The organism is Streptomyces sp. NPDC059169, assembly GCF_042755225.1.
Lineage (GTDB): Bacteria > Actinomycetota > Actinomycetes > Streptomycetales > Streptomycetaceae > Streptomyces.
Genome location: NZ_JBHZCF010000023.1, coordinates 83,627 through 110,512, shown reverse-complemented (window position 1 = coordinate 110,512; position 26,886 = coordinate 83,627). Strand labels below are relative to the sequence as shown.

The window sequence follows — 26,886 nt, the reverse complement described above, 5'->3', positions numbered from 1 at the left end:
ATCAACGTTCTCTACGCCATCCTGCGCGACCAACGCCCCTACGAGGCCCGGCCACCTCTTCGTCTCGTAGCTTGACAACAGCATTAGGCAGCGTCATACCAAGGCTTGTTCTCCGCCCAGTGCCGGACCCATCCCGCAAATCCAGGCTCTCCAGTGGTGAACCCAAACTGGGCCCCGAAGGGGACGGCACCGACGTCACTGATCAGCCAGACGTGCCCTCGGTGGAGCCCGGTGACGATGAGATGCCAGTTCATCGCACATCCGTCCGTGCCGAGCACGATCGAGCCTTGGTCATAGACCTGCTCAAGGAGCTCGTCGGCATCATCGGCCGGAGCCTCGTCCTCCTCCCACATCCATGCCTCCGTCAGCGGGAACGCCTCACTCAGGTCACGTTCCTGCTCGTCATCACCCCAGTCGTCCGGCAGCTCTGCCACCGGCAGCAGCCCGTACTCTGGCGGCCCGGACGACGAACCGTCCGCTATCTCAGCGACGAAGGTCCGGTAGGGCTCGGGCAGCACGATTCCGTGTTCTGCCTCAAAGGCACGGACCGCCTCCCAGCCAAGAGCCGACTCACCTCCGTCATCGGCATCGAACGCCGCACGAAGCGCAGCCAACTCAGCAGGGTCCGCCTGATCAATGTTCATGGGGCATAGATACCACCCTGCTCTGACAGCGCTCGACGCCCCGGAGCACTACCTCCCGCCCCGTGCCGGGCTCCTTCCTCCAGAAAGGGTCACGCCACTGAACTCATTCCACTCATGACGTTACCGGGCACGTGAGCTGAGTTGTCCGCTGGCGTAGGCCTCGGGGAAGGCCTTGGACAGCCCGCCGTTCACGTGCGCGGCGCCCCATTCAGCCAGGAGTGCGTCACCCTGTGCGTCACCCCTCCCGGAGTGCGTCACCACCCTCACCGTCCTCCGTGTCCTGTCGCATCGAAGGTTGACAACCGGGACGTTCGTCTCACCGAAGGTTGATCACGTCACCAGGCTGGCAGTGGGGTTGATACCGTTCGGGACGGTTCAGTCAAGTGAACGAGGCAGGTCAGCAGGTGCCGACTCTAGATTTCTACGCTCATGTCGCTACCAGTTGCCACGTACTCGGAGCTGGAATTGGCACCGATCCCGACGGCTGGAGGGCTGCCATAGGACCGGATTTCCTTGACGTCCCTGGCAGTGGCCTCCTACGGCGGGACTACGGACTCGTGGAAGTCAACTTCTCACCGGACCAGCTTGGGAGCCAGGGACGAATGTCCTGCTTCGGCTTCGGCGTCAAGATCCAAAGACTGCTGTACGACCAGTCCCCGAGCACCGTGCCGCTTCCGCTGTTGCGGGAGTACGGAAAGTTCGCATCCCGAGTGTCGTTCGAAGAACTTCGGGCTGCGGTCTTGTCTCTGGGACATACGGTCGAGCTCGCAGACACATCGCACGACATGCACTGCTACCGCGTGTCCCGGTCCGCAGCCCGCATCCACGTCATCATCGATCCTGATCCGTATGGTTCAGGCGCCCCTGATCCGGACGGACATCAGGTGGGGGACGTCTGGTCCATCGACTTGTGGTGACCGGCTCGGGGCCGACAAGCGGATCTCGGACGTCGAAGCTGAGCCCTCTTGCCGCCGAATGTTCTCTGACCTGTGCGAACGTATGCTCCAGGCCGAACCTCCTGAGGAGCACCTGCCACCACGGGTCCACGTCCGTTGGGACGGCGCCGGTCTTCGAGGCCCGCGGGTGCAGCTACCAGGAACCCCTCGGCTGTCGGGTATGCCTCTCCTCGTTCGGCAAAGCGCATCCGCGGGATGCCCTCGACGGTTACGACGAGTGAGTCCGATGCCCGTCCCCCGTCGTGGAGGCGCTGGATAACCCCGGCCCGGTGCCTTGCTGAATGCTGCGGACGGATCGCCAGGCCGGTCCCTTCCTGAAAGGTTCACGGCACCAGGGTCCTGGCCGTGAGCAGCTCTTTCCGTGGGTGGAACGGCAATGTTCCGAGCGGCCAGCGAAGTAGACGCGCCGCACTTCGTACACCGCCCACTGGGCGGCGCTGCGTTCGCGTTCGAACGCGTCCAGGTCGGCGGTGTTGCCGTCGTTGTGGAGGGGCTGCTTGAGGGAGACGTCGCGGTACAGGATCGAGCGGGAGTTCAGGGCCATTGCGTTGGACTCCAGGCGCAGTACCGCGGCGGCCAGTTCGGCAAAGGCGCGGCAGCGAGCGAGGTGCGCGTCCACGGATGCTCGGACGGCAGGTACGGGCACGTTGTCGAGAATTGAGACAGTGAGGGTTTTCCATCATCGGTCTGAGCTGGCCAGATGAAGGCAGAGGACGGCTTGGACGAGGGTGGTGATCCGGGTGGTCGAGCACCGGAGCTTGCGGAGGAGTCGCCAGGCTTTGAGGGTGGCCATGGCCTGCTCGACGAGTGCGCGGATCGTCGCGTGGGACTGGTTCACCGCCTGCTGACCGGCGGAAAGGGTCTCCCACCGTCCCCAGTACGGGGTGCGGACCGTGCCGCTGGCGCCCCGGTAGCCCTTGTCGGCCCAGCATTTGTTGTCGGCCTCGGCGAGGGCGTCGAGGATGCCGTGTTCGCGAGCCGCGCGGATGTCGTGGACGGCGCCGAGAAAGGCCGGTGAGGCCCACAGCAGCCGGCCGGAGGGATCGGCAAGGACCTGAACGTTCACCCCGTGCCTCTTGTGCTTCCCCGAGTAGTAGGGCCGGTCCGCGGCGATCCGGTCGATCGGCAGCAGGGCCCCGTCCAGCAGCACGAACGCCTTCAAGGATGCTTTCCGGACCGCCTCCGCAAGGGTCGGCGCGAGAGCGGCCAGGACCTCGATGGCCTCGGTGATGTACCGGTACGCGGTCGTGGTCCCGATGCCGAACCCGGCCGCGAGCTGGGCATACGGGTAGCCGTTGCGGAGATGGGCAAGAGTGAGCAGGGCCTGACGGCCGATGCTCAGGCGCCGCCAGCGGGTGCCGAGCTCTTGGCGGCGCTGACGGAGCTTGGCGGACAGGAAGCGCAGGGCGGAACTGGACACGTCGACGCCCGACGGGTGGACAAGCACACGAAGCCTCTGGTGGAGACGGATTTCTTGGTCGAAAACCCATCTACCAGGGGCTTCACCTGTCTGTCACCCCAACTGGCCCTCCAACCGAACAGGTTGGAAAGAGCTCAGTCTTTCGGGCACGGTGGGGCTAACATGGCGGTTTTGCCGAGTGCAGGAGGGGATTCGCGGTGCTGGTCATGCCTGGGCGGCGGACATCGACGATGGAACTGTTGGCCATCGAGGCGGTGGGCCGGGGGATGTCGGTCAGGGCGGCGGAGGAGCGCGGCCTGGCAGGCCCTGCGTACTGGTACGGCGGGCCGGTCGCGGGTGCGCGGCTGGCAGGCCGGCTCGGGTTCGCGTTGCTGGAGCCGACCGACGGCTGGCTCGCCGAGTTGCCGGAGGAGTTCACCGGCCGCCAGATACGGGCGGGAACCATCGCGGACGCGTGGGCGATCGACCGGCCGATGTTCGTCAAGCCGCCCCGTGACAAGTCCTTCCCGGCAGATGTCTACACCGACGGCTCCCGGCTGTCCTGCGCTGTGGACCCGGCGACACCGGTGCTGCTGTCCGAAGTGGTGACCTTCACGGCCGAGTACCGGCTGTTCCTGCTGGACGGCCGGATCGCCACGGCGAGCCGCTACGCGGTCTTCGGCCGGCTCGACCCCCGCCCACTCGGCGCGACACGCGAGGACCTGGTAACGGCCGCGCAGCTCACGGAGTTTGCTGATCGGCTGGCTGCCCATGCCGGGCACACGCTGCCGAGTGGCGTCGTCGTGGACGTCGGGCAGCTGCTGGATCCATACCGCCCGGGCCACCGCTGGGCTGTGGTGGAGGCCAACATGGCGTGGTTCTCGCACGCCTACGCGGCCGACCCCGGACGGGTGCTGGATGTGGTCCTGCGCGCGGCGGGGCCACGCGAGCACATGCGGCCGCGAGATCTGGAGTTCGAACGGCACTGATTCGCATGGCACAAGAACCGGGCTTCCCAGCGGGTGCGGTCGAGATCACCTGTCAATCGGTCGAGATCGCGAGGCAGAGGACACCGCAGGTCAACGGTTCGGCGAGGGAGGTGTGAGTCTGGCGTACGGCCTGTCCCGCGGTGCGCGGGGTTTGCCTCACTTCGCTCGGGACGACATGAGGAACTGAGCGCCGTATCGGGCAACGTTCGCCCTGTTGTGGGGTGAGGTGCGTCAAGGATCCGTGGAGCCACTATGCAGGCTATGAGCCATCGCTGATGGTCAGTTCCCTATAGGGCCCGTAATCAGTGGCGTCGTCCGGCCCGCTGTGGAGAATGCGTCCATGTATATCCGAGCCGCGTTCCTGAACGATCTGCCCGTTCTCCAGGACATCGAGAGGGCTGCCGGGCAGTGTTTCCGAGACATTGGGATGCCGGAGATTGCTGAGGACGAACCGCTACCGCTCGATGAGCTCGCCCGCTACCATGACGCCGGGCTGGCCTGGCTTGTGGTCAACGAGTCCGACGCCCCGGTCGCCTACCTGATCGCCGACCGGATCGACGGCAACCTTCACGTCGAGCAGGTCTCGGTGCACCCGAACAGCGCCCGTCGCGGTATCGGCCGGTGGCTGCTGGATCATTTGGCGGCCCACGCCACGGACGAGGGTGCACACGCTCTGACCCTCACCACGTTTACCGAGGTCCCATGGAACGCCCCCTATTACGCACGCTGCGGTTTTCAGCTTATGGACGACAGCCAACTCACTTACGGCCTGCGGGAGATCCGCGAACGTGAAGCGGCGCATGGTCTGGACCGGTGGCCGCGGGCTTGCATGTCACGGGCGCTGTGATGCCGCTGGTGGAGCGCCGTGCGCGCGGTGTGTGTCCGACGCCTGCCGGCGAGGTGTTCCGGCGCTATGCAATGGTTACGCTCAACGAGGCCGACCGCGCCGTACGCGCCGTACGAGACGCTCGTGACGGTGCGTTCAGTCAGCCGCTGGCTGTGGGGGCCACTCCCTCTCTGGCCTCTGGGATCGTCCCCGAGGCCATCCGGGGCCTGCTGAAGCAGGCCGGATCCATCCGGTGGAGCCTCGCCCCCGGCCTGAGTACGCAGCTGCACCAGCGCGTGACCGTCGGCGATCTCGACATCGCTGTCGTCACTGACGCGCCACCGGGGCTGCCCCAGGACCCGCGGGTCGAGCGACGGTTCCTCGGTCTGGATGACATGGTCGTCGTTCTGCCCATCGGCCACCCACGGGCCGGGGGTGGCCCGGTACACATGCAGACGCTGGCCGACCAGACGTGGGTCGAGGACAACGACGGTTCAGCTGCGCTCCTGCGCCAGCACGCCGCCCGCGCGGGAGTCAGCGCCCGCATCGACCTCACCGCGGCCGACCTGCACGGCAAGGTGGCTCTGGTCGCGACCGGTCACGCCATCGCGCTGATACCTGGGGTTCTGACGTGCGCGTTGCGGACCGACGTCACCACAGTGAGGCTCGTCGGTCCTGCGACCCGGGGCATCTACACGATCACGCCACGCCGCGACCCCCACCCCTGCGCATCGCCTCTCCACGACCAGCTCGCGGCTGCGTTCGCCTCGGTCGGTCCAGTCCAAGCCGCTCACCAGCCGACGGAGACGGGCACTCAGCACCCTCACTTACCCGCTGGTCAAACCTCCTCGGAACAGCCCCGCACAGCCCCGCCACCCGCAGCCAGGCGCTGACCAGCACAACCGCGAATGGAATCGCAGACGGTCCACCACTTGCCGCATAACCCGTCTGGCCGCAGCCTGAGAAGTTCCCGGCACCGCTCGTCGTGTGAGTCCTACGGATTGCGGCCTTCACACCTCCATGCGCACCTACGGCCGAGCCATGAGATGCCACTCCCGTCCTGCGAAACCGCAAGGACACCAGCCGCACCGATCTTCCCGAAGGGGGACTGAGCCCCTCACTCGCCCCAACGGCATCAGGCTGCTGCCCACACGTCCGGTGACAGACCGGTTCTGAGGCGTCCCCCGGAGTGTGGACAGGGGGGTTCTTGCCGCGAGTGTGAGTTTACGTCCTTGCTGGCGCTGCTGCTGGAACTCGGCAGGCGAAAGGTAGTTGAGGGCGCTGCGGCGCCGTCTGGTGTTGTAGTAGGTCAGCCGCTGGAAGATCTCCAGTCTCGCCTGGTGCATCGTGTTGAACAGCCTCTGGTGCTGCGAGCCTCTGTCCGCGTGGAAGATCACTCCGGTGACGCTGCCGCCTCGGGCCGCGACCGCCATCGTCAGGGCGTCGATGATCAGCTCAGGGCGCATGTGTGAGGCCATCGAGTAGCCGAGCCCTCGGGCGAGCAGACGTCGATGACGCAGGCGAGATACAGCCACGCTCCGCCGACCTGCACGTATGTGATGCCGCCACACCACTTCTCGTCCAGTCGGGTGGCGGTGAACTGACGCTGGACGAGGTCCGGGGCGGGGGCGCGAGCCGGTCCGGGGCGGTGGTGCGCTTGCGGCGCCGCAGGTTCGGGCCCTCGATGCCGTGCCGTCGCATCAGCCGCTCGGTGATCTTTCGCGGCCTGTTCTGCGGGCGGGTGCTGCGGTGGGGGAGGAGGAGGCGAGCCTGGAATCGCCATGGGCTGCCCAAGATGGGGTGCGTTTCCGTTGTGGGCTGGCGGATTTGGTTGCGGTGGATAGGTCGTGTACGGACACCTTCGTTCGCTTCGCAGTGCCGACACGGGGCCGTGCAGCAGACTGACCTGCGCAGAGTGACAAGAGAACCGGACAAGGCCTCCTGCATTCATCAGGCGAGCAATAGTCAAGGCTTGTGGGTCGGCAGTTGTTCAGCTTCGAGTTGGTCGGAGCCTGGTGAGTCCTCCGACCGTCGAGAGCTCGATGTTGAGAGGCTCGGCGGCGGCCGGCGAGGTGATGAGCAGGAGTACCGACACGTCGGGGTGCTCGTCGTCGTAGAGATCGTCTTCCCCGTCGTCTCCGGGAATGTCGTTCGGCTGGACCTGGAGGCGGGTCGTGTCGGCGAGGGTGGCCAGGAAGGAGACGCCGAGGTAGTCGCTCTCGCGTTCGGTGAAGGTCACGTCGAGTCGGTCGGCGAGCAGGCCGGCCAGCTCCTTGGCGGGTGGTGTGATCGGTCTGGATGGTGGCTGGATTTTGGTTTGTGAGGGTGGGTGGTCGTAGCGGCGAGTGGAGGTTTGTGGCCGGTGAGGGTTCTTTTTGTTACGTCGGAGTGGTCTGGTCATTATTTTTGTATGGTGCCTTTGGGTTGGGCTTTGCAGGCGGCGGGGCATGAGGTTCGGGTGACGTGTAAGCCGTCTCAGGTTGGGGTGTTGAGTCGGGCGGGTTTGGTGCCGGTGCCGGTTGGTGATGGTCCTGATTTGGCGTTGCTGGCGCGGGTTGTTCATCACACTGAGGTTTCGATGGGTTTGCGTCCGCAGTGTGGTCCTGTTTTGAATCCGTTTACTAATCGTGTGTTGGGTGAGGTTGGTGAGCCTGATGTTGCTGTGGAGGGTCCGAAGTTTTTTCGGGAGGCTGCGGTGGCTGTGCGGCGGGGTTGTGACAATGTGGTTGCGTTTGCTGGGGAGTGGGGGCCGGATCTGGTTTTGTATGACGTGATGGCTGCTGAGGGGGCGTTGGCGGCGCGGGTTCGGGGTGTGCCTTCGGTTCTGTGTGGGCCTGGTTTGTTCGGGGTTGTGGAGACGGAGCGGGCGCTTGACATGGGTCCTGCTGATCCTGTTGAGCATTTCGATCGTTATGGAGTCGGCTCGTGGGGGCGTCGGGACATCGAGTATTTTATTGATCCTTCTCCGGAGGGTGCGGTTCCGCCGTTGGGTGGGGCTTTGCGGTTGCCGGTCCGTTTCGTGCCTTACAACGGCCCGGTTACTGCGTATCCGCGGATGCTGCCGGTGCGTGGTGGGCTGCGGATCTGTGTGTTGTGGGGGAACTCTGCCACGCAGATGTTCGGTACTGGTGTGCCGGGGTTGCGGTATGCGTTGGAAGCGGCTGCGGATCTTGCGGATGATGTGGTGTTTCTCGCTGGAGAGGAGCAGGTCGATGCGTTGAAGCCGTTCCCGGCTCATGTGCGGTCTCTGCCGAACTTTCCTTTGCATCTTCCGTTGAGTAGTAGCGATCTTTTGATCGACCACTGCAGTGACAACCCGGTGATGAATGGTGCTCTGGCTGGTGTGCCGCGTTTGGGGTTGGCGTTGAGTGGTGATCACTTCGTCTTTGGGCGGCGTATTGATCCGTTGGGAGCGTCGCGGACGTTGCCTGCCCTGACGGCCTCGCGGGAGGAGGTCCGGCAGGCAGTTGGGGAGATCCTGGACGGTGGGTCTTACCGGGCTGCGGCTGCTCAGGTGAGGTCCGGCGTTCTCGCGCAGCCGGCGCCGTCCCGGTTGGTACCCGTCCTTGAGCGGTTGGCTGCGGGCGGATCGCTTGGGTGTGTGGACCTTTCGTATGTACAGCCGACGCCGTACGGGTGACGTCTGCACCCGCTGTGTTCATCACCAGGCCGACTCGTCGATTTTCGAGGGACTGTCGTCATGCGCTTTGTGTTTACCACCTACGCTGCTCGTGCTCACTATTTTCCGCTGGTGCCGCTGGCGTGGGCTTGTGTGCTGGCCGGTCACGATGTTCGCATGGTCAGTACGCCGCTGTTGTCGTCCGCGATCGAGTGTTCTGGGCTTCCTGGTGTCTGTTTGGGTGCCGATATCGATCTCGATGCCCGGTTGGCCAAGGGCGAGTTGGCGCCTCGGCCGGCGGACGGGGGGTGGTCGGGGGACCCGTACGTGCGTGTGGTCGAGAACATGGCGCGCCTGCAGTTCGACACGGCGGGGGCGATGGTCGACGACTTGGTGGAGTTCGCTCGTTCCTGGCAGCCGGACGTCATTGTGCATGATCCGGTGACGTACGCGGGTCCGGTGGCCGGTCAGGTCCTTGGTATTGCCACGGTCGGCCATCTCTACGGTATGGCGAAGGTGCCCCGGCTCGAGCTGACCGATCTGTGGACGGGGACTGTGCCACGCCAGGGTTACAGCGAGTTGTTCCATCGGTTCGGTGTCGCACCGCGTGTCCGGCCCGATGCCTGGATCGATCCGCGCCCGTTGAGCATGTGCTGGCCTGAGGAGGACGCCGAGCGGGCTGCTGTTCCTCGTTATCCGATGCGCTATGTCCCTTACAACGGGCCGGGTGTGTTGCCGTCCTGGTTGGGCGGGTCGTTCGAGCGTCCTTGTGTTTGCGTGACGTGGGGGACGACTCAGCAGAAGAAGCTCGGTGTGGGGGTCGTTGAGACTTTCCGCCGTTATATCGAGGCGATCGCGGAGTTGGACGTGGAGGTTGTTGTCACGGTGGGCGCGGCGGACGAAGCGATGCGGGTACCGCTGCGCGGTCTGCCTGACCGTGTACGGATGGTGGAGTGGGTTCCGCTGAGTCTGCTGCTCACGCGGTGCGACGCGATCGTGCATACCGGTGGGACCGGGACGGTGATGACGGCGGCGGCGTGCGGGGTGCCGCAGCTGGGGGTGACGAGCATTCCTGAGGGTCGGTTCAACACGGAGCGGCTCGCCATGACCGGGGCGGGCATCTGGCGGGAGGAGGCTTCGGTGAGCGCGGCTGATGTCCGCGATGAGGTGCGCCGTCTGCTCGGCGACGTCCGGTTTCGTGGGGCGGCGGCCCGGCTTCGTGCCGAGATGCGAAGTCAGCCCGCCCTTGCCGACGTGGTGCGGGAGCTGGAGGCGATCGGATATGAGGAGAAGGTTCGATGAAGGTGCTTTTCGCTGTCTCGGCGTGGGCCGGGCACTACTCCTGCATGGTCCCGCTCGGTTGGGCCCTGCAGGCCGCGGGACACGAGGTACAGGTGGCCGTTGCCCCTTCAGCGGCCGACGAGATCGCTGCCGCGGGCCTTACCGCCGTCCCCGTTCTCGACACGCTCGACCTGAACGTGATGCGGCGTATGGCGTATTTCCAGGAGGCTGCTGACGGGGAGTGGAACCTGCCCGGTTTGCCGCCGCACCCGCTGACGGGCCGTCCCGTCGCCAGTCTGGAGGAGTTCGATATCGCTGCCGAAGGGCCCGCCTACTGGTCGCGGTGCGCGGCCGCGATCTCGCGTAGCTACGACGGCGCCGTGGCACATGCCCGAGCCTGGCAGCCCGACCTTGTGGTGTTCGATCTGATGTCGGCCGAGGGAGCGCTGGCAGCCACTTTGCTCGGGACGCCGTCGGTGTACTTCCCCTTCGGTCTCATCGGCACGGTCGAGACCGAACCGGGGGTCGACCTCGGGGACGGTGACCCTTCCGGATCATGGCCTCGGTATGGGCGACCGCCGTGGCGGGGTGAGCAGATCGAGTACGTCATCGATGTGACCCCGCAGGGAGCGACGCCGCCGTTTGGGGATGCCCTGCGCATTCCGCTGCGTTACGTCCCGTACAACGGCCCCGCGCAGATTCCCGGCTGGCTCCACTCGCCCGGGCCGGGCCCGCGGGTGGCTATCCTCTGGGGGAACTCCGCCACCGGCGGCTTCGGCACGCAGTTGCCGGTGCTGCGGTACGCGATCGACGCTGCTGCTGAATCGGCGGGTACCGTCTTCCTCGCGGCCAACACGGCACAGGTCGAGGCCCTTGATCGGCTGCCGGACAACGTGCGGGTACTGCGGCAGTTCCCCTTGCACCTGCTCCTGTCCGTCAGTGACCTGGTGATCCACCACGGCAGTGCCAACCCCGCGATGAACGCCGCGTCCGTCGGCACACCGCAACTGGCGCTCGCACTCAACGAGGAGCAGCAGACCGTCAGCGGCCGGATGGCCGCCACCGGTGTGTCACGGGTGTTGCCGGGGCTGCGGGCGGACGCGGACGCTGTACGCCGTGCCGTGCGCGACATCCTCGCCGACGCCTCATACCACAAGGCCGCCCGTCAGGTGGCCGAGACGATCGCCGCGCGGCCGAGCCCGGCCCAACTGGTCCCTGTGTTGGAGCGCTTGGCGCTCACCGGCCGCCTGGACCGACGGGACGTGGAACGGCTCACTGCGGTCGTCTCCACTGGTCCTGCGCTGTCGCGCTGAGGGGCTTTGACCATCCGACGCAAAAGGGGAGAGAACATGGCACGCTCAGGTACGCAGCTGTACTACGTCGTCAGCCCGGCGGGCAATGCCAACTACGGCGACGAACTCATCGCGGCCACATGGCTGCGCCACATTCACCGCGTGGCCCCCGATGCGGAGGTCGTCGTCGACTGCCTTGACCCGGTACGGGCGGGGGACCGCCTCGGCGCGCTCCACCCCAAGGCGCGTTGTGTCAACACGCTGTGGCAACTGTGCCTGCGCAGTGGGTCGTCGAACCCGCGGGAGGTGGTCGAGCGGGTCTGTAGTGCGGTGGATGACCCCGGTCTCGTCCCGGACCTTGCGCAGGGGATCGGCGAGCTGCGGCGTGCGGATGTGGTCCACATTGTCGGCGGCGGTTACCTCAACTCGTTGTGGCCCCAGTTCATGGGGGTGCCTGCGGCTGTGGCGGCCGCGGTCCGTCACTCCGGCGGACGCGCCGCGATGACGGGCCAGGGGTTGTGCCCGGCCGTTGAGGGTGGTGCCGAGCAGTTGCGCAGGTGTGTCGCGGATTTCGACGTCGTGGATGTGCGTGATATGCCGTCGGCGGCGCTCTTGGGGTCGGCGTCGTTCACCCACACGGGAGATGACGCGATGCTCGGTGTCGCGGAACACCTGCGTGCCGCGCCCCATGGCACGCCGCAGCTGATGATTTGCGTGCAGTCCCAGTTGTCCGAGGTGGAGTCGGAGCCGTTGCTGGGTTTCCTGGCCAGTGTGGTCAAAGCCTGGGGCGTCGACGAGGTCGGGCTGTTGGAGTGCCTGCCCGGCGGGGATCAGGGCATTGTGACGCTCGCCGAACGGATGCTCCCGGTCGTGCGGCGCTATGGTGCCGAGGAAGTCCTTGCCGAGGGCTTGCCGGTGAGCGCGGATCAGTTGTGGATGTCCTCGCGTTTCCATCCGCACCTGGTCGCCGCGGCCGGAGGGGCTGGTGGCATCGCGTTGAACATCAGGCCCGACTACTACGGCATCAAGCACCAGTCGTTGATCGAAGCCGGCTCTGGCTGGTCCCTCCTGAGCGAGCCCATGATTCCGGCCAGGCCGCAGGCTGGGGGGTTCGGGCCCGAGCGCTGCGCCGGGCTGCGTGAGGCCAAGCTCGAGGTCGCCCGGTCTGTCTATCCGCCTGTCTGTTGAGCCGGGGTGTTGTGTTCCCACCGGGCTGCGGCGTCGGTCCACAAATCGCGGAGAGCGTCTCGCAGAGAGCCGAGGGGACGCCACCCCAGGACCGTATCGGCGCGTCGGGCATCGGTCTGCTGCCAGGTGATGTCGGTCCGGGTCGGTGTCCGTGAACCGTCAGGCGCCCGCTCTATGATCTGGGCACGGGTGCCGCTGACTTCGACGAGGAGGTCGACGAGGGCGCGGACCGGTACGGCTCGGCCGCTGCCGAGGTTGAACACCTCGCCCGTCACGGGGCTCTGCGCGGCCAGGAAGGCGGCCCGTGCGACGTCTCGGACGTCGATGTAGTCGCGTCGGGCCCGTAACGGGTGCAACTCCACCTTTGCGGGCTGGCCCGCGGCTGCGAGCAATTGCTCCGCGACGCTGCCCAGCAGACTGCCGGCCGGCGCGCCCGGCCCGGCGACATTGCCGACCCTGAGGACCACGCCGCGTATGACGCCCTCGGCGCAGGCGGTAAGGACGGTGCGGGTGGCGGCCAGTTTGGATCGGCCGTACGCGTCGATGGGGCCCAGCGGCGCGTCCTCGCTGAGTGAGATGCCGGGCTCCGTTGGTGCGTACTCGCGCGTTGAGCCGAACTGCACCAAGCGGGGGGAAGTCTGCAAGGAGCCCAGCGCGTGCACTATCCGCTCCAGCAGACGGACGTTGGTTTCGAGCATCGCCTGCTCGTCCATGCCCCACACCATCCCGGTCGCGTTGACCACGACGTCGGGACGTTCCTGGGCGAACAGCCTGGCGAGGTCTGCGACACCAGCGAGTGAGAGGTCCAGGTTCCTCAGCCGGCTGCCGTGCGGCAGCGGGCGGGCGCGTCGAGCGACGACGGCGACCCGGTAACCGGCTTCAGCGAATGCGGCACAGACGTGCCGGCCGATGTAGCCCGTCCCTCCCAGGACCAGCACACGGCGGCGAGTGCCGAGAACGGCGGAGGTGCCCCTCTCGTTCATGCGGCGGCCACCTCCTGCAGTTCGGAAACCAGCAGGGCGGGCGAGCGCCGTCCTGCCAGGTCGTCGCGCAATGCCCGTGCGGCCTGCCGCAGCGGAGCGGACAGCAGGCCCTCAACGGCCTCGCGCACACTGTCCTGCGTGGTGATCAGAGCCGGCAGCCACAGCGCGCCACCGCTCGTCGCGGCGCGCTGCCCGGTGGCGATTGCGTCGTCGGTCAGGGCCAGGGAGAGTTGTGGCACGCCCGCCGCAGCCGCTGTCATCAACGCACAGGCACTGCCGTGATGGATCACCGCGTCACACGTGTCGAGGAGGAGCTGGAAGGGCAGGCCGGTGACGACCTGCGTGTCCGGCGGCAGAACCCCCAGCGCGTCCACCTGCTCGCGGGGAGCGGCGATGACCACCTCCGCGCCCAGATCCGCCGCGCACTGCACGGCCGAGCGCAGCGCGGGCACGTCACAGCCGAAGATGGCGGGGGCCGACCTGCCCCACACCACCAAGACACGGGGGCGTGAGGCGGGAGTACGCAGCCGGTCCGGCACGGCGCGCGGCTCGCCGTTGTAGGACACGTAGCGCACCGGTAGGACCGCCGCGTCGCCGTGGTCGGGTACGGACGCGGTCGGGGACGGGTCGATGACATGGCGGATCCGTTCCCGACGCCAGGGTTCCAGGCCGTGCCGTACGAACGAGCCGGTCGGATCGTCGGGTCCCATGTCCAGCTCGTTCCCGCGCTCCACCGCACCGAAGAGACCGGGGGGGAGGAAGACCGCGGGTACGTCGCGGACAGCGGCCGCGAGCGGGCCCTCCTCCGACATGAGGCTGTGGCAGACGAGATCGGGGGACCAGGACCGGGCCACGTCCACCGCCGCATCGGCGCTTTCCCGGTAGTGCGCGGCCAGGTCGCGCCAGAGCGCCGCGCCCACCGCGGCGATGTCGATCTCGGACAGGCTGTACCCCAAGGCGCCGGTGAGCGGGTGCAGCGGCAGGGGGAGCCCGGGCAAGGCACGCCGCCCCTCCGCGCTCTTGAGCAGGTGGGCGAAGCGGGCGACGCGCATCAGATCAGCGCTGCGCAGCACCGGCAGCGGGGTCAGTCCGCTGCGGGCCACACACGCCGCCAGCTCCGGCTGGCAGGCCACCCGCACCTCGTGCCCCGCCGCCTGCAGCGCCCAGCCGACGGGGACCATGCAGTAGTAGTGACCGCTCCAGCCGGCCACGGTGAACAACACGCGCATACCCACCTCCACATCAGCGGACTCCGGCACGTAGGTTCGCGCGGGGTTTTGGAAAACGGCTCAACGCCTCGCGAGCCTTTTGACGGCGCGTGGACCACCTCCCCAACCGCCCTCAAGCGGCTCTGCCTAGGGTCTGGGCGCATGAAGGTCCAAGAGCGAAGCCTTCCCGGGGTCTTCCTTGTCTCGGCCGAGAGGCACCAGGACGTGCGGGGCCATTTCTACGAGGCTTTCCGGCGGGACGTTCTGGCCGAAGCGGTCGGGCACCCGGTCGTGATCGAGCAGACGAACTGCTCGGTGACGCGACGCGGCGGGATACGGGGGATCCACAGCACGAACGTGCCACCGGGCCAGGCGAAAATCGTGACGTGTGTGCGCGGAGCGGTCCTTGACATGGTGGTGGACCTGCGCATCGGCTCGCCGACCTTCGGCGAGTACGAAGTGGCCTGGCTCGACGCCGATTCGAGCAGTTCTCTGTACATCTCCGAGGGGCTCGGGCACGCGTTCCTGTCGCTGGTGGACAACAGCTGTGTCTTCTACCAGTGCTCCGCCTCGTACATGCCCGATCAGGAATTCATCATCACGCCGTTCGACAAGCGCATCAACCTGCCCTGGGGACTCGTCGATGAGGCGATCGTCGCGGAGAAGTACAAGTCGGCCCCGACCCTCGACGAAGCGATCGAGGGCGGTCTTCTCTCCACGTACGAAGAGTGCATGGCTTTCCGCGAGACATTGAGCAACGCCCATAGTGCGAAGTGAGGATGCTGCGTGCGTGTGCTGTTCACGGTCTCCACCTGGGGAGGCCACTACTACTGCATGGTCCCGTTGGGATGGGCCCTCCAAGCCGCAGGGCACGAGGTGCGGGTGGCCTGCCCGCCCGGCCAGGCCGCCACGGTCTCGGCCGCAGGACTGGTGCCGGTGCCCGTCCTCGACGGTCCCGACCTGACATACTGGGCACGGCTGACCCGCTACCAGGAAGCGGTCGAGGGCAAACGCTCCCTGCCCGGCATGCCGCTCCATCCGGACACCGGCGAACCGGTCTCACACCTGAGGGAGTTCGACGTCGACGCGGCGTCGAACCGGTTCATGGAGACCATCTTCCACGCGCTGCGCACCAGCCATGACGCGGCGGCGGACCTGGCCCGTCTCTACCAGCCCGAGCTCGTCATCCATGATGTGCTCACGCCGGAGGGCGCGCTCGCCGCTCAGCTCGCGGGCGCCCCTGCCGTCTACCACTCCCTTGGCCTGTACGGTGCCGCGGAGACCGAGCCCCCGATCGACATGGGACTCGACGATCCGACGGAGTCGTTCGCCCGCCATGGCCTGCAGCCCTTCCGCCGCGAAGACATGCCCTATGTGATCGATCCGTCCCCGAGCAGATCGGTGCCTCCCCACGGCCGTACGACACCGCTGCCCGTGCGTTGCTTGCCCTACAACGGGCCGGCCGCCACGCCGCCGCCCTGGCTGTCGGACCCGCCGTCGAAGGGCCGGATCTGTGTGCTGTGGGGCTACTCGGCCACCGCGATGTACGGCACCGGCGTCCCGGCGCTCAGGACCGCCATCGAGGTCGCCGCCCGGCTCGGCAAGGAGGTCGTCGTCACGGCGGGCAGCGACGAGGTGGAGGCGCTCGGTGAACTGCCTGTGGACATGCGCGTGCTGAGCGACTTCCCCCTGCACACGCTCCTGCAGACATGCGACGCCCTGTTCCACCACGGCGGCGCGGGCGCCATGATGACCGCTGCCGCGGCCGGAGTTCCGCAGCTGGCCCTTTCCTTGAGCCCGGACCAGATGGTGTTCGGGCGCCGTATGGAAGCCACCGCAGCGGTCGTCTCGATACCGGGTCTGACGGCCGTCGACGAGCAGGTCGACAAGGCCGCCCGCACCGTGCTGAGCACGCAGTCCCAGGAAGCGGCACACGCCCTGGCCGAGGACATCCGGGCCAAGCCGACGCCGGCGGAGCTGGTCCCCGTGCTGGAGCGACTGGTGCACGACAAAGGCGCGGAAGGGCCCTTGGCACAACGCGGCGCCCGTCCGACGTTCCGTCCGTCCCTAGAGAATTCCGGATTGAAGACATGAAGACCCAGACCTCACAAAACGGTCGAGCCGTGACCCGGTCGGACAACGCAGTGGGCCTGCGCCGACGGGCCGACAGCTCCTCGGCGCGCAGTCTCGCGCGGTCGGCCGCGGCACGGCAGGGCGCACACCGGAGCACGGCGCAGATACTGGCCTGGCTGGACGAACGCACCCGTGCGCACGACTTCCGGGTCGACCGCATCCCCGTCACCGACATGACCGGCTGGAACTTCGAGGAGCAGACCGGCAACCTGCGGCACCACAGCGGGCGGTTCTTCACCGTGGAGGGCATGCACGTCACCGTCGAGGACCGCGGCGTGGGCACCCCCGCCAGGACCTGGTCCCAACCGGTCATCTGCCAGCCGGAAGTGGCGATCCTCGGCTTGTTGGTCAAGGAGTTCGACGGCGTTCCGCACATCCTGATGCAGGCCAAGATGGAGCCGGGCAACTGCAACGTGGTCCAACTCTCGCCCACGGTGCAGGCGACGTGGAGCAACTACACCGGCGTGCACAAGGGGTCGCCCGTCAAGTACGTCGAGTACTTCGCAGAGCCCGGCAAGAGCACGGTGCTGGCCGATGTCCTCCAGTCCGAACAAGGTGAGTGGTTCTACCACAAGAGGAACCGCAACGTCGTCGTGCAGACCTGGGACAACGTGCCGGTACACGAGGACTTCTGCTGGCTCACCCTCGGCCAGATCGGCGAACTCCTGCACCACAGCAACGTCATCAACATGGATTCCCGCTCGGCGCTGTCCTGCCTGCCGGTCGAGGACACGGAACAGCGCGCCCTGCACTCGGACAACGAGGTCCTGTCCTGGTTCGCCGGCGCACGGGCGCGCTATGCGGTGACGTCCCGGCTCGTCCCGCTGAGTGACGTGCCGGACTGGCGGAGCACGGCTTCGTCCATCGAGCACGTGAACGAGGCGTACTTCCGGCTCGTGGGGGTGTCCGTGCAGGCCGGCAGTCGTGAAGTGGCGAGTTGGACGCAGCCGCTTCTGGAGCCCTACGCACAGGACATCGCCGCCTTCCTCGCCTGCCGCATCGAGGGCGTGGTCCACGTACTCGCACACGCGAGGCCCGAGGGCGGCTTCGCCAACGGTGTCGAGATCGGGCCGACCGTGCAGTTCTCCCCGGGAGATCTGGCCCGACTGCCCGACGCGCAAGAGCCGCCCTTCGCCGACGTCGTGCGGGCGGCGGAGCCGGACTCGATCCTCTACTCGACCGTCCACTCGGAGGAAGGGGGCCGCTTCCTCAACGCGGAGAACCGGTACATGGTGGTTGACGTCCAGCAGCACTTCGACCCGCCGCCGGACTACCGCTGGGTGACGCAGGCCCAGCTCAGCACGCTCGTCGGACACGGCCACTACCTCGGCATCCAGGCCCGCACGCTACTCGCCTGCCTGAACGCCTCGACGGCGGTCCCCAAGTGACGGAGACTGCCCGGCACAAGGTCGCCGTCGTGGGCCTGGGATACGTCGGCTCCTGCGTCGCGGGAACCCTGGCCGAAGCGGACTGGGATGTCGTGGGCATCGACCTGAACGCCCGGCTCGTCGATGACCTGGCCGACGGGGTCTGCCGGTTCGAGGAACACAAGATCGCCGAGCTCATCGGCCGGGCGGTGAAGAGCGGCAGGCTGCGGGGGACGACAAACTACGCGGCCGTCACCGGGGTCGACGTCGTGCTGATCACGGTGGGAACGCCGGTCCGTGACGACGGCTCGCTGGCCGACGAACAACTGCGATCCGCATGCACCGAACTGAGCCGGTATCTGCGACGCGGACAACTGGTCATCGTGAAGAGCACCGTGCCGCCGGGGGCGACGAGGAACTTGGTCCTGCCGTTGCTGGAGCGCAGCGGACTGAAGGCCGGGGCGGACTTCGCCCTGGCTTTCACCCCTGAGCGGCTCGCCGAGGGCACGGCCCTTCACGAGTTGCGGAGCCTGCCCATCGTGGTCGGCGGCGTCGACGAGGCGAGCGTCACCGCCGCTGCCGCGTTCTGGTCCGCCGCGCTCGGCGTCCGGGTCGTCCCGCAGGACTCGCTCGAGGCGGCCGAGATCGTCAAGTTGGCGGACAACTGGTGGATCGACCTGAACATCGCACTCGCCAACGAACTCGCCAAGCTCTGCGCGCTGTACGGCGTCGACGTACTGGACGTGATCGATGCCGCCAATGGCATCCCCAAGGGGGCCGGGAACGTGAACATCCTGCTCCCCAGCGCGGGGGTGGGCGGCTCGTGCCTGACCAAGGATCCGTGGATGGTCTGGCAGGCAGCCAGGAGCCGGGGCCTTCAGATCCTCACGGCGCCGGCCGGGCGGAAGGTCAACGAGGGAATGCCCCGCTACACCGCGGACACGATCCTCGCCGAACTGCGGTCCCTGGGCAGAAAACCGGCGGACGCGGCGGTGGCCGTCCTCGGCATGGCCTTCAAGAACAACACGGGTGATCTGCGGAGCACGCCCGTGACCGCGGTGGTGGAAGCACTGCGCGCGGCCGGGGTGCGGGTACGGGTGCACGACCCGCTCGTCGATCCCGAGGAGGCGTTGAAGCTGCTCGGGTTCGAGCTGTCGGACACCGTGCACGACGCGGTGCGGGGAGCCGACTGCGTGGCCGTCCTGGCACTGCACCGTGAGTTCACGTCCGTCGACTACGCGACCCTGCCGGTGGCCAAGCCGTGTCTGGTCCTGGACGGTCGTGCCTACTACCCCAAGGAAAAGATCGAGTCCTTGCGGCGGCTCGGCTATCTCTATCGAGGAATCGGACGGTAGCGCATGGCACGGGTGGTGGTGACCGGTGGCGCAGGCTTCGTGGGCAGTCGGCTGGTCCGGCGGCTCGTCGAGCGGGGAGACGAGGTCGTGGTGGTCGACGCGGCCTCGGGAATCAGAGCACTGGAAGGTATCGACACCGCCGTGGTCCCGGTGGACGTACGGGACCGCGACCGGCTGGCTCGGACGATCAACCAGGGTGTGGACCTGGTGTACCACCTCGCCGCGGTGGTGGGCGTGGACCAGTACCTGGCGTGCCCGCTCGATGTCATCGACGTCAACTTCACCGGTACGCGCAACGTCCTGGAACTGGCAGCACGCGCCGACGCCCGAGTCGTCGTCGCCAGCACCAGCGAGGTGTTCGGCAAGAACTCCGCGGTGCCGTGGTCGGAGGAGGCCGATCGGGTGCTGGGCCCGACCGCGGCCGACCGCTGGAGCTATGCGACCAGCAAGGCCCTGGCGGAGCATCTGACGCTCGCCTTCGGACGCCGCCACGGCCTCGCGGCGACCATCGTCCGCTACTTCAACGCATACGGCCCCGGGCAGCGACCAGCCTACGTCGTGAGCCGGAGCATCCACCGGGCACTCAACGGAAAACCGCTGGTCGTGTACGACGGCGGCAAGCAGACCCGGTGCTTCACATACGTGGAGGACATCGTTGACGGCACCCTGTGCGCCGCCGACGACGAGAAGGCCGTCGGCGAGACGTTCAACCTCGGTAGCATGGTGGAGACCACCGTGCGCGAGGTGGTGACCGAGATCGGTGAACTGTGCGGCTTCGACGGGGAACTGGTACCGATCGACACCGCCGAGCGGCTGAGCCCGGGCTACCAGGACCTGCAGCGCCGCATCCCCGACACCGCCAAGGCCGCCGCGCTGCTGAACTGGACGGCCGCCACGACGTTGCGGGACGGCCTGGCCCGGACCATCGCCTGGGCCAGGAACAACCCGTGGTGGCTGGCGCTCGCGGACAGCGGCGCCTCGGCCCGGCCCGCCGACGACCGGCCCGGGGGAGAGCGGAGGGCGAGTTGATCACTCGGATGAGGATTCCCGACACCTTTCGCATCGATCCGCACCGGTTTCAGGACCCTCGGGGCTCGGTCCATGAACTGTTCCGGCATGAAGAACTCGGCGACGTGACGGGCCGGACCTTCGTACCGGCCCAGACCACCTACTCGGTCTCGCGCCGGGGCAGCCTGCGGGGCATCCACGCCACACCGGTTCCGCCGGGGGAAGCCAAACTGGTCACCTGCGTGCGCGGCGCGGTGCTCGATGCCGTGATCGATCTCCGGGCGGGTTCGCCGACGTTCGGGGAGTTCGACATGGTCCGGCTCGACCCGGGGTCCGGTACCGGCATCTTCATGGCGGAGGGGATAGGGCACGCCTTCCTCGCCCTCACGGACGACACGTGCATGAGCTATCTGTGCTCCGCGGAGTACCGGCGGGGCCGAATGATCGACATCAATGCCCTGGACCCGGAGATAGGGATCCCCTGGGGCGACGCGGAGCCGTTCGTCATGTCGGACAAGGACGCCTCCGCCCCCTTTCTCAAGGACGCGGTCGATGCCGGGTTGCTTCCGCAGTACAGCCGGTGTCGCGACCTGTACGAGAAGTTGGCCGATGTTCCCCGTGCTGGACGTCTCGCAGGAGGGCCGTGAGAAGCATGGAGCAGAACGGATTCAAGGACCCACGGGTCGTCCCGCACGAGTCGGAACAGGAGCGGCAATCGCGGCTGCGGCTGACGAAACTGCTGACACAGACGCCCATCCCGCCGGAGTACCTCATCGACAACCTGCCGGTTTACCTGAGGCGGCACCAGCTGGCGGACCTCCTCTGTATGGACGCGCTGTACCGCATGATCCCCGAAGTTCCCGGCGTGATCATGGAGTTCGGGGTGCTGCACGGCCGTCACCTCGCCGCGCTGACCGCGCTGCGCAGCATCTACGAGCCCTACAACTCGCTCCGGCGGATCATCGGGTTCGACACCTTTACGGGATTCCCCGACATCGCAGACGTGGACCGGGTGACCACCAGCGCGGTCACCGGCCGCTTCGCCGTTCCCGAGGACGAGGTCGACCACCTGCGCGAGGTCATGGCGGCGCACGAGATCGGTGAGCCGTTCGGCCACACACAACGAACCTTCGTGATCCAGGGAGACGTCCGCACCACGGTACCGCGCTACCTGGCGGAGAACGAGGAGACGGTGATCGCCCTCGCCTACTTCGACCTGGACCTCTACCGCCCCACGAAGGAACTGCTCGAGGTGATCCGACCGCACCTCACACGGGGAAGCATCCTCGCCTTTGACGAACTGGCCCATCCCAAGTGGCCCGGGGAGACGACAGCACTGCGCGACGTACTGGGCCTTGACCACGCACGCCTGCGCCAGCTGCCCGCACGGGAGTCCCCGGTGATCTACCTGGAATGGCAGGGCTGAAGACCGGCCCGGGCGGCGGGGCCGGACCGCCCCGCCGCCCGGGGCTCAGCGCAGATCGTCCCGGGTGACCCGGCGGCAGCTCACCAGCCAGCCGGCACCGTCGGGCACGAGAACGTCCTCGCACAAGGTGCTCAGGCGTACGTCCGGTCGTCCGTTGCGCGGCGATTCCACGATGAGCGCGTACGCGCGAGTGCTCAGGGTGCCGTCGCCGCGGGCGGACACGTCGAGCATGCCGAGCCAGTGGCGTCGTACGACACCCCGCTCCGCCAGATCCGTCGTGGTCGTGAGCGCCGCCGCGTCGATCGCGTCCCTGCCGCGTACCGGTTCGGGGTGGGCGTTGGCCGAAAACTCGCCGTCCGGGGTAAAGGTGGCGGCCCAGGCCGAGGCGTCACCGCTGTCGAGGGCGTGCATCTGGTGCGCGTAGAACTGCTGGACTTGCAGGTACACGGCGCTGTCGACGGGGCTGCCTGCTGTGTGTTCAGAGTCGATCATGGCCATCCCACTCTTCTCGCGACCGGTCTCTCCGGGTCGGCCGACGAGCTTCGCGGATCACGATTGAGCACGGTTGGAGCCGCCGTCGACAGGTCCTCTAACGAACTTCGTGAACATTCCCGCGATCGACATGGAGGGAGAGCCGGCGCATGGCGGACGAAACGAGACACGTGGCTCTTGTCACGGGCGCCACCAGCGGAATCGGAGAGGCCATCACCCACACCCTGGCCGAGAGCGGGCACCGTGTGTTCATCTGTGCCCGCGACGGCGAGAAGGTGGCGGCGGCGGTCAAGGACCTGCGGGCGCGGGGCCACGATGTGGACGGCCGCGCGGGCGACGTGCGCTCACGCGAACAGGTCCGCGAGGTCGTCGCTTCGGCGGTGGAACGGTTCGGTCCGATCGGCATCGTGGTCAACAACGCGGGCCGCAACGGCGGCGGCGTCACCGCGGAGATCACCGACGAGTTGTGGCTGGACGTCGTCGCCACCAATCTGCACAGCGTCTTCTACGTCACCCGCGAGGCACTGACCACCGGCAGGATGCTGGAACAGCGCTGGGGCCGCATCATCAACATCGCCTCGACCGGCGGGAAGCAGGGCGTCGAGCTCGGTGCCCCGTACTCCGCCTCCAAACACGGTGTCATCGGCTTCACGAAAGCGCTCGGCAAGGAGCTGGCCAAGACGGGCATCACCGTGAACGCCGTCTGCCCGGGATATGTCGAAACCCCCATGGCCCAGCGCGTCCGGCAGGGATACGCCGAGCACTGGGACATTCCCCAGGACGAGGTCCTGCGGCGCTTCGAGGCGAAGATCCCACTGGGCCGCTACACCACCCCCGAGGAGGTCGCCGGGCTCGCCGCTTACCTGGCCACGGACACCGCCGCATCGATCACCGCCCAGGCCCTCAACGTCTGCGGTGGTCTCGGCAACTACTGACCCGACCGCAGCGACACGGTCGCGAACGGCAGAGAGGCAACAGCATGGCCCAGCAGGAAGCCCAGTACACCGAGCACACCGTCGTCGCCACCGCGTCCGCCGAGGCGCTGTACGACATCATCGCCGACGTCACCAGATGGCCCGCGGTCTTCGGCCCCACCCTGCACGCGGAACAGGTCCAGAGCGACGGCACGAACGAGCGCGTCCGCCTGTGGGCACTGGCCAACGGCGAAGTGAAGACCTGGACGTCGCGGCGGACGCTCGATCCGCAGGCGCACCGGGTGACCTTCCGCCAGGAGGTGTCCCAGCCACCCGTTGCGTCGATGGGCGGCGAATGGAGCATGAAACCGGCGACCAACGACGGCACCCTGGTGGTGCTGACCCATGCCTACACCGCGGTGGACGACGACCCCGCACACGCCGACTGGATCGCCCGGGCAGTGGACCGCAACAGCCGGTCCGAACTGGCGGCGTTGAAAGACGCGGTCGAGCGGCCGCCGGGCCTCGACCAGCTCATGATGTCGTTCGAGGACACCATGGAGATCGCGGCCACGCCCGACGCGGTGTACCACTTCATCCAGGACTGCCGGTCGTGGCCGCAGCGACTGCCGCACGTCTCGCGCCTGGAGCTGACGGAACAGCCCGGCGGGATCCAGCACATGGCCATGGACACCAAGGCTCCCGACGGAGCGGTGCACAGCACCGAGTCGATCCGCCTGTGCTTCCCCGCAAAGCGCATCATCTACAAGCAGACGACCTTGCCCAAGCTGCTCCGCGCACACACAGGCTGCTGGACCTTCGCGCAGTCCCCGGACGGAACCACGGCGACATCGCGGCACACGGTGGTGATCGACCCGGCATCGATCACCGCGGTCCTGGGCGCAGACGCCACCGTCGCCGACGCCCGCGCATCGGTGCGCCGGGCGCTGGGCGCCAACAGCACGGCCACGCTGCGACTGGCGAAGCAGTTCGCGGAGGCGGGCCGGGAGCCGCAGGCGTGAGCGCCGTGACGCGGGGGAGGTTGGGCCTCGAAGGCAAGGTCGCGCTGATCACCGGCGGTACCCGAGGACTCGGGCTCGCCATCGCCCGCAAACTGGCCTCTTGCGGCTGCGAGATCCTCCTGAACCACGCGGGACCGCGGGAACAGGCAGAGAAGGCGGTGGCCGCCCTCGGCGATGCCGAGGGCAGGGTGTCACTGGAGCGCGCCGACGTCGGGACCGCCGAGGGCGTGGAGTCCCTGATGAGCAGGGTCCGCGACACATACGGACGGCTGGACGTGTTCGTCCACAACGCCGCCAGCTGGACACCGATGACAGCCCTGGAACCGGACCCCGGGGCGGCCTGGCAGGACCTCGCTGTCGCGCTGACACCCCTGCTGCACGGCGCGTCCGCGCTCGCCCGTCTGATGCCCGAGGGCGGCAGGATCATCGCCGTCTCCAGCACGGGAGCACACCATGCGGTGCCGGCCTATGTGAGCCTGGGCATGGCGAAGGCCGCCCTGGAAAGCCAAGTTCGCTACCTGGCAGTGGAGTTGGCCCAACACGGGATCACCGTCAACGCGGTGTCCACCGCAAAGCTCGACAAGGGGCAAACCCCGTCCCCGCCAGCGGTCACCGCGCTCGCCGCGCGCACTCCAGCGGGCCGTCTCACCGTGCCCGAGGACGTGGCGGACGTGGTGGCGCTGCTGTGCGCGCCGGAAGCCGCATGGATCCAGGGCCAGGTGATCCGTGCCGACGGCGGTCTGGTGCTGCGGGCATGAACGTCACGGCGACGGCGGAGGCGGACTTCTGCGTGGTCGGGGCAGGACCGGCCGGCCTCACACTCGCGCTGCTGCTGCTCCGCTCGGCATCCCGCGTGGTCCTGGTGGAGCGAACCACGACCCTGCGGCGCGAATACCGCGGGGAGATCATCCAGCCGGGAGGATCGCAGGTACTCGACGCACTGGGAGTGCTGGGACCCGCCCGCCGCCAGGGCTGCCACGAACTCGACAGCTTCCAGCTGGTGGAGGACGGCAAAACCCTGTTCGCCAGCGACTACCGTCAACTCCCCAAGCCCTACGACCACTTGCTGAGCATCCCACAGGAGCACGTGCTTGCCGAACTGCTGCGGCGCTGTCGCCGGTATCCGAACTTCACGCTGATCGAGGGCAGCAAGGTCACCCGCCTGGGGCGTAGCGCGGATCGTGTGTCCGAGGCCCGGGTCGAGGGACGGGGCGGGCCGCTGCGGGTCGTAGCGCACTGTTTCGTCGCCGCGGACGGCAGGTACTCCAGGACGAGAAGCCTGGCGGGCATCGAGTCGGGCCGGCACGACGTCTTCGACCAGGACGTGCTCTGGTTCAAAGTGCCAGCGAGCGGTCGCCCGGACCCTGACGTACGCATCGTGCGGGGCGGCGGCAACGCCGTCCTGACCTATCCCTCGGGCCCGGACGACATCCAGATCGGCTGGCTGCTGCCCCACCGGACGTACCGCAGTCTTGCTCACCGCGGCATCGAGTACGTCAAGGACCAGGTGTGCGCGGCCGTTCCCCAGTACGCGGACACGATCAGGGACACCGTCCGCAGCATGACCGACCTGACACTCCTCGATGTGTTCGCCGGACTGTCCCCTCAGTGGGCGCAGGACGGCCTGCTCCTGATCGGCGACAGCGCGCACACCCACAGCCCGATCGGCGCCCAGGGAATCAACCTCGCGCTGCAGGACGCGGTCGCCGCGCACCCCGTACTCATGGCGTCGCTGCACGAGAAGGACGCCGGCGCAGACGTCCTGGAGCGCTACTGCGGCCCACGGCGGCGCGAGATCCGCCGGGCCATGCGGCTGCAAGTGGTACAGAGCAAGATGATGCTCTCCGCCGGAAAAGTGTCCCGGGCTCTGCGCCCCAGGATGGCCTCTCTTGTCTCCCACACCCCCGCCTATCAGAAAATCCTGCGGCAGATCGCTTTCGGCAGCGAGGTCGAAGTTTCCTCCGAGTTGTTCATGGACGGATACGAAAGGACGGAGCGCGCATGCGCGTGATCGATCTCAGCTCACCTGTCGACGCGTCGTTCTGGGAACCCGACCCGGTGCGCCACACCGCCATGTCGCCCGCGGAAGGCGCGCGCCACATGGTGTCCGAGATGCGGGAACACTTCGGTCTCGACCTGGATGTGAGCATGCTGCCCGGGGGCGAGTTCCTGAACAATGACACGCTCACTCTGACCACACACACCGGCACACACGTCGACGCGCCCGCGCACTACGGATCGACGGCGAGCTACCGGGCGTCCGGCCCGCGCACCGTCGACGAGCTGCCACTGGAATGGTTCTACGGGCCCGCATTCGTCCTCGACATCTCCGACGTGGTGGGCCGCGGCACCGTGGATGCGAGCCGGATCGCCGACGAGTGCGCGAAGATCTCCTATTCTCCCGCTCCGGGAGACATCGCTCTCCTGCACACAGGAGCCGATCAACACGTCGGAACACCCGAGTACTTCACAGATTTCGTCGGCCTGGACCGCTCCGCGGTGGCATACCTGCTCGACCTCGGCATCCGGGTCATCGGAACCGACGCATTCAGCCTGGACGCTCCCTTCACCCACATCCTGACGGAATACGAACGGACCGGGGACCACCGTGTGTTGTGGCCTGCGCACTTCATCGGGCGGGAGCGCGAATACTGCCAGATCGAGAGACTGGCGAACCTGACGGTGCTGCCGAAAACCTCCGGATTCCGCCTCTCCTGCTTTCCGGTGAAAGTAGCGCGCGCGGGGGCCGGATGGGCGCGTGCAGTGGCACTCCTGGACGAGTGA

27 protein-coding genes and 1 pseudogene are annotated in these 26,886 nt (G+C 67.5%); 20 read left to right on the top strand and 8 right to left on the bottom strand.

Annotated elements, in window-relative coordinates:
- Positions 1–83 precede the first annotated feature (83 nt).
- On the bottom strand, positions 84–644 hold the full coding sequence (locus ACFXOM_RS32200) for an SMI1/KNR4 family protein (RefSeq protein WP_384941964.1): 561 nt from the start codon (positions 642–644) through the stop codon (positions 84–86).
- A gap of 120 nt (positions 645–764) precedes the next feature.
- Positions 765–902, bottom strand: coding sequence for a hypothetical protein (locus ACFXOM_RS32195; RefSeq protein ID WP_384941969.1), 138 nt, complete (start codon positions 900–902; stop codon positions 765–767).
- A 299-nt stretch (positions 903–1,201) separates the two neighbouring features.
- Here ACFXOM_RS32195 and ACFXOM_RS32190 point away from each other — a divergent pair, with 299 nt between their 5' ends.
- Positions 1,202–1,561, top strand: a complete 360-nt coding sequence (locus ACFXOM_RS32190) for a hypothetical protein (RefSeq protein WP_384941971.1) — start codon at positions 1,202–1,204, stop codon at positions 1,559–1,561.
- A gap of 718 nt (positions 1,562–2,279) precedes the next feature.
- Here the strand turns inward: ACFXOM_RS32190 and ACFXOM_RS32185 are convergent.
- Positions 2,280–3,047 (bottom strand): transposase family protein, encoded by a 768-nt coding sequence (locus ACFXOM_RS32185; protein WP_385040840.1) that lies wholly within the window; start codon positions 3,045–3,047, stop codon positions 2,280–2,282.
- 203 nt (positions 3,048–3,250) lie between these two features.
- On the opposite strand from ACFXOM_RS32185, the gene ACFXOM_RS32180 reads away from it, so the two are divergent.
- From ACFXOM_RS32180 to ACFXOM_RS32170, 3 genes and pseudogenes are all read left to right on the top strand, one after another.
- Entirely contained in the window at positions 3,251–3,988 is a 738-nt protein-coding gene (locus ACFXOM_RS32180; protein ID WP_384941974.1) for an ATP-grasp domain-containing protein, read from the top strand.
- 340 nt (positions 3,989–4,328) lie between these two features.
- Positions 4,329–4,835 carry a GNAT family N-acetyltransferase gene (locus tag ACFXOM_RS32175; RefSeq protein ID WP_384941976.1) on the top strand — a complete coding sequence of 169 codons (507 nt, stop codon included), beginning with the start codon at positions 4,329–4,331 and terminating at the stop codon, positions 4,833–4,835.
- Positions 4,835–5,707 (top strand): annotated as a pseudogene (locus ACFXOM_RS32170) (LysR substrate-binding domain-containing protein); the annotation flags it as partial. The gene ACFXOM_RS32175 and the pseudogene ACFXOM_RS32170, both read left to right, overlap by 1 nt.
- 135 nt (positions 5,708–5,842) lie before the next feature.
- Here the strand turns inward: ACFXOM_RS32170 and ACFXOM_RS32165 are convergent.
- Positions 5,843–6,349 (bottom strand): IS3 family transposase, encoded by a 507-nt coding sequence (locus ACFXOM_RS32165; protein ID WP_384949291.1) that lies wholly within the window; start codon positions 6,347–6,349, stop codon positions 5,843–5,845.
- Between the two features lie 455 nt (positions 6,350–6,804).
- On the bottom strand, positions 6,805–7,053 hold the full coding sequence (locus ACFXOM_RS32160) for a hypothetical protein (protein ID WP_385040837.1): 249 nt from the start codon (positions 7,051–7,053) through the stop codon (positions 6,805–6,807).
- A gap of 123 nt (positions 7,054–7,176) precedes the next feature.
- Here ACFXOM_RS32160 and ACFXOM_RS32155 point away from each other — a divergent pair, with 123 nt between their 5' ends.
- Genes ACFXOM_RS32155 through ACFXOM_RS32140 form a run of 4 tightly spaced genes read left to right on the top strand, consistent with a single transcriptional unit; the run spans position 7,177 to position 12,194 of the window.
- Complete coding sequence (locus tag ACFXOM_RS32155) at positions 7,177–8,454, top strand: nucleotide disphospho-sugar-binding domain-containing protein (protein ID WP_385040834.1); 1,278 nt, start codon at positions 7,177–7,179, stop codon at positions 8,452–8,454.
- A 60-nt stretch (positions 8,455–8,514) separates the two neighbouring features.
- Positions 8,515–9,735: a nucleotide disphospho-sugar-binding domain-containing protein gene (locus tag ACFXOM_RS32150; RefSeq protein ID WP_384927686.1), complete on the top strand. Its 1,221-nt coding sequence runs from the start codon at positions 8,515–8,517 to the stop codon at positions 9,733–9,735.
- Positions 9,732–11,027 carry a nucleotide disphospho-sugar-binding domain-containing protein gene (locus ACFXOM_RS32145; protein ID WP_384927685.1) on the top strand — a complete coding sequence of 432 codons (1,296 nt, stop codon included), beginning with the start codon at positions 9,732–9,734 and terminating at the stop codon, positions 11,025–11,027. The genes ACFXOM_RS32150 and ACFXOM_RS32145 overlap by 4 nt, the downstream gene beginning before the upstream one ends.
- Before the next feature lie 36 nt (positions 11,028–11,063).
- Complete coding sequence (locus ACFXOM_RS32140) at positions 11,064–12,194, top strand: polysaccharide pyruvyl transferase family protein (RefSeq protein ID WP_384927683.1); 1,131 nt, start codon at positions 11,064–11,066, stop codon at positions 12,192–12,194.
- Here ACFXOM_RS32140 and ACFXOM_RS32135 read toward each other — a convergent pair.
- Together ACFXOM_RS32135 and ACFXOM_RS32130 are read right to left on the bottom strand one after the other, a co-directional pair.
- On the bottom strand, positions 12,176–13,177 hold the full coding sequence (locus tag ACFXOM_RS32135) for an NAD-dependent epimerase/dehydratase family protein (protein ID WP_385040831.1): 1,002 nt from the start codon (positions 13,175–13,177) through the stop codon (positions 12,176–12,178). The genes ACFXOM_RS32140 and ACFXOM_RS32135 overlap by 19 nt on opposite strands.
- Positions 13,174–14,406 (bottom strand): nucleotide disphospho-sugar-binding domain-containing protein, encoded by a 1,233-nt coding sequence (locus tag ACFXOM_RS32130; protein ID WP_384948566.1) that lies wholly within the window; start codon positions 14,404–14,406, stop codon positions 13,174–13,176. The genes ACFXOM_RS32135 and ACFXOM_RS32130 overlap by 4 nt, the downstream gene beginning before the upstream one ends.
- A gap of 141 nt (positions 14,407–14,547) precedes the next feature.
- Here ACFXOM_RS32130 and ACFXOM_RS32125 point away from each other — a divergent pair, with 141 nt between their 5' ends.
- From ACFXOM_RS32125 to ACFXOM_RS32095, 7 genes are read left to right on the top strand one after another with little or no spacing between them, the layout of a single operon-like run.
- Positions 14,548–15,162 carry a dTDP-4-dehydrorhamnose 3,5-epimerase family protein gene (locus tag ACFXOM_RS32125; RefSeq protein ID WP_384927677.1) on the top strand — a complete coding sequence of 205 codons (615 nt, stop codon included), beginning with the start codon at positions 14,548–14,550 and terminating at the stop codon, positions 15,160–15,162.
- A gap of 9 nt (positions 15,163–15,171) precedes the next feature.
- Positions 15,172–16,479: a nucleotide disphospho-sugar-binding domain-containing protein gene (locus tag ACFXOM_RS32120; RefSeq protein WP_384927675.1), complete on the top strand. Its 1,308-nt coding sequence runs from the start codon at positions 15,172–15,174 to the stop codon at positions 16,477–16,479.
- A 29-nt stretch (positions 16,480–16,508) separates the two neighbouring features.
- Complete coding sequence (locus tag ACFXOM_RS32115; RefSeq protein WP_384927674.1) at positions 16,509–17,906, top strand: NDP-hexose 2,3-dehydratase family protein; 1,398 nt, start codon at positions 16,509–16,511, stop codon at positions 17,904–17,906.
- Positions 17,903–19,240 (top strand): nucleotide sugar dehydrogenase, encoded by a 1,338-nt coding sequence (locus ACFXOM_RS32110; protein ID WP_384927673.1) that lies wholly within the window; start codon positions 17,903–17,905, stop codon positions 19,238–19,240. Before ACFXOM_RS32115 ends, ACFXOM_RS32110 begins: the two co-directional genes overlap by 4 nt.
- A gap of 3 nt (positions 19,241–19,243) precedes the next feature.
- Complete coding sequence (locus tag ACFXOM_RS32105) at positions 19,244–20,269, top strand: NAD-dependent epimerase/dehydratase family protein (RefSeq protein ID WP_384927672.1); 1,026 nt, start codon at positions 19,244–19,246, stop codon at positions 20,267–20,269.
- Between the two features lie 8 nt (positions 20,270–20,277).
- Complete coding sequence (locus ACFXOM_RS32100) at positions 20,278–20,895, top strand: dTDP-4-dehydrorhamnose 3,5-epimerase family protein (RefSeq protein WP_384927670.1); 618 nt, start codon at positions 20,278–20,280, stop codon at positions 20,893–20,895.
- A 5-nt stretch (positions 20,896–20,900) separates the two neighbouring features.
- The gene (locus ACFXOM_RS32095; RefSeq protein ID WP_384927668.1) at positions 20,901–21,674 is read left to right on the top strand and encodes a class I SAM-dependent methyltransferase; all 774 of its coding nucleotides are present in this window, start codon (positions 20,901–20,903) and stop codon (positions 21,672–21,674) included.
- Between the two features lie 45 nt (positions 21,675–21,719).
- Here ACFXOM_RS32095 and ACFXOM_RS32090 read toward each other — a convergent pair whose 3' ends face one another.
- Positions 21,720–22,166 (bottom strand): nuclear transport factor 2 family protein, encoded by a 447-nt coding sequence (locus ACFXOM_RS32090; protein ID WP_384927667.1) that lies wholly within the window; start codon positions 22,164–22,166, stop codon positions 21,720–21,722.
- A 149-nt stretch (positions 22,167–22,315) separates the two neighbouring features.
- Here ACFXOM_RS32090 and ACFXOM_RS32085 point away from each other — a divergent pair, with 149 nt between their 5' ends.
- From ACFXOM_RS32085 to ACFXOM_RS32065, 5 genes are read left to right on the top strand one after another with little or no spacing between them, the layout of a single operon-like run.
- On the top strand, positions 22,316–23,101 hold the full coding sequence (locus ACFXOM_RS32085; protein ID WP_384948558.1) for an SDR family NAD(P)-dependent oxidoreductase: 786 nt from the start codon (positions 22,316–22,318) through the stop codon (positions 23,099–23,101).
- Positions 23,102–23,145: 44 nt separating this feature from the next.
- On the top strand, positions 23,146–24,102 hold the full coding sequence (locus ACFXOM_RS32080) for an aromatase/cyclase (protein WP_384948555.1): 957 nt from the start codon (positions 23,146–23,148) through the stop codon (positions 24,100–24,102).
- Entirely contained in the window at positions 24,099–24,860 is a 762-nt protein-coding gene (locus ACFXOM_RS32075; RefSeq protein ID WP_384927662.1) for an SDR family oxidoreductase, read from the top strand. The genes ACFXOM_RS32080 and ACFXOM_RS32075 overlap by 4 nt, the downstream gene beginning before the upstream one ends.
- Positions 24,857–26,113 carry an FAD-dependent monooxygenase gene (locus ACFXOM_RS32070; protein WP_384927661.1) on the top strand — a complete coding sequence of 419 codons (1,257 nt, stop codon included), beginning with the start codon at positions 24,857–24,859 and terminating at the stop codon, positions 26,111–26,113. Before ACFXOM_RS32075 ends, ACFXOM_RS32070 begins: the two co-directional genes overlap by 4 nt.
- The gene (locus ACFXOM_RS32065) at positions 26,104–26,886 is read left to right on the top strand and encodes a cyclase family protein (protein WP_384927660.1); all 783 of its coding nucleotides are present in this window, start codon (positions 26,104–26,106) and stop codon (positions 26,884–26,886) included. The genes ACFXOM_RS32070 and ACFXOM_RS32065 overlap by 10 nt, the downstream gene beginning before the upstream one ends.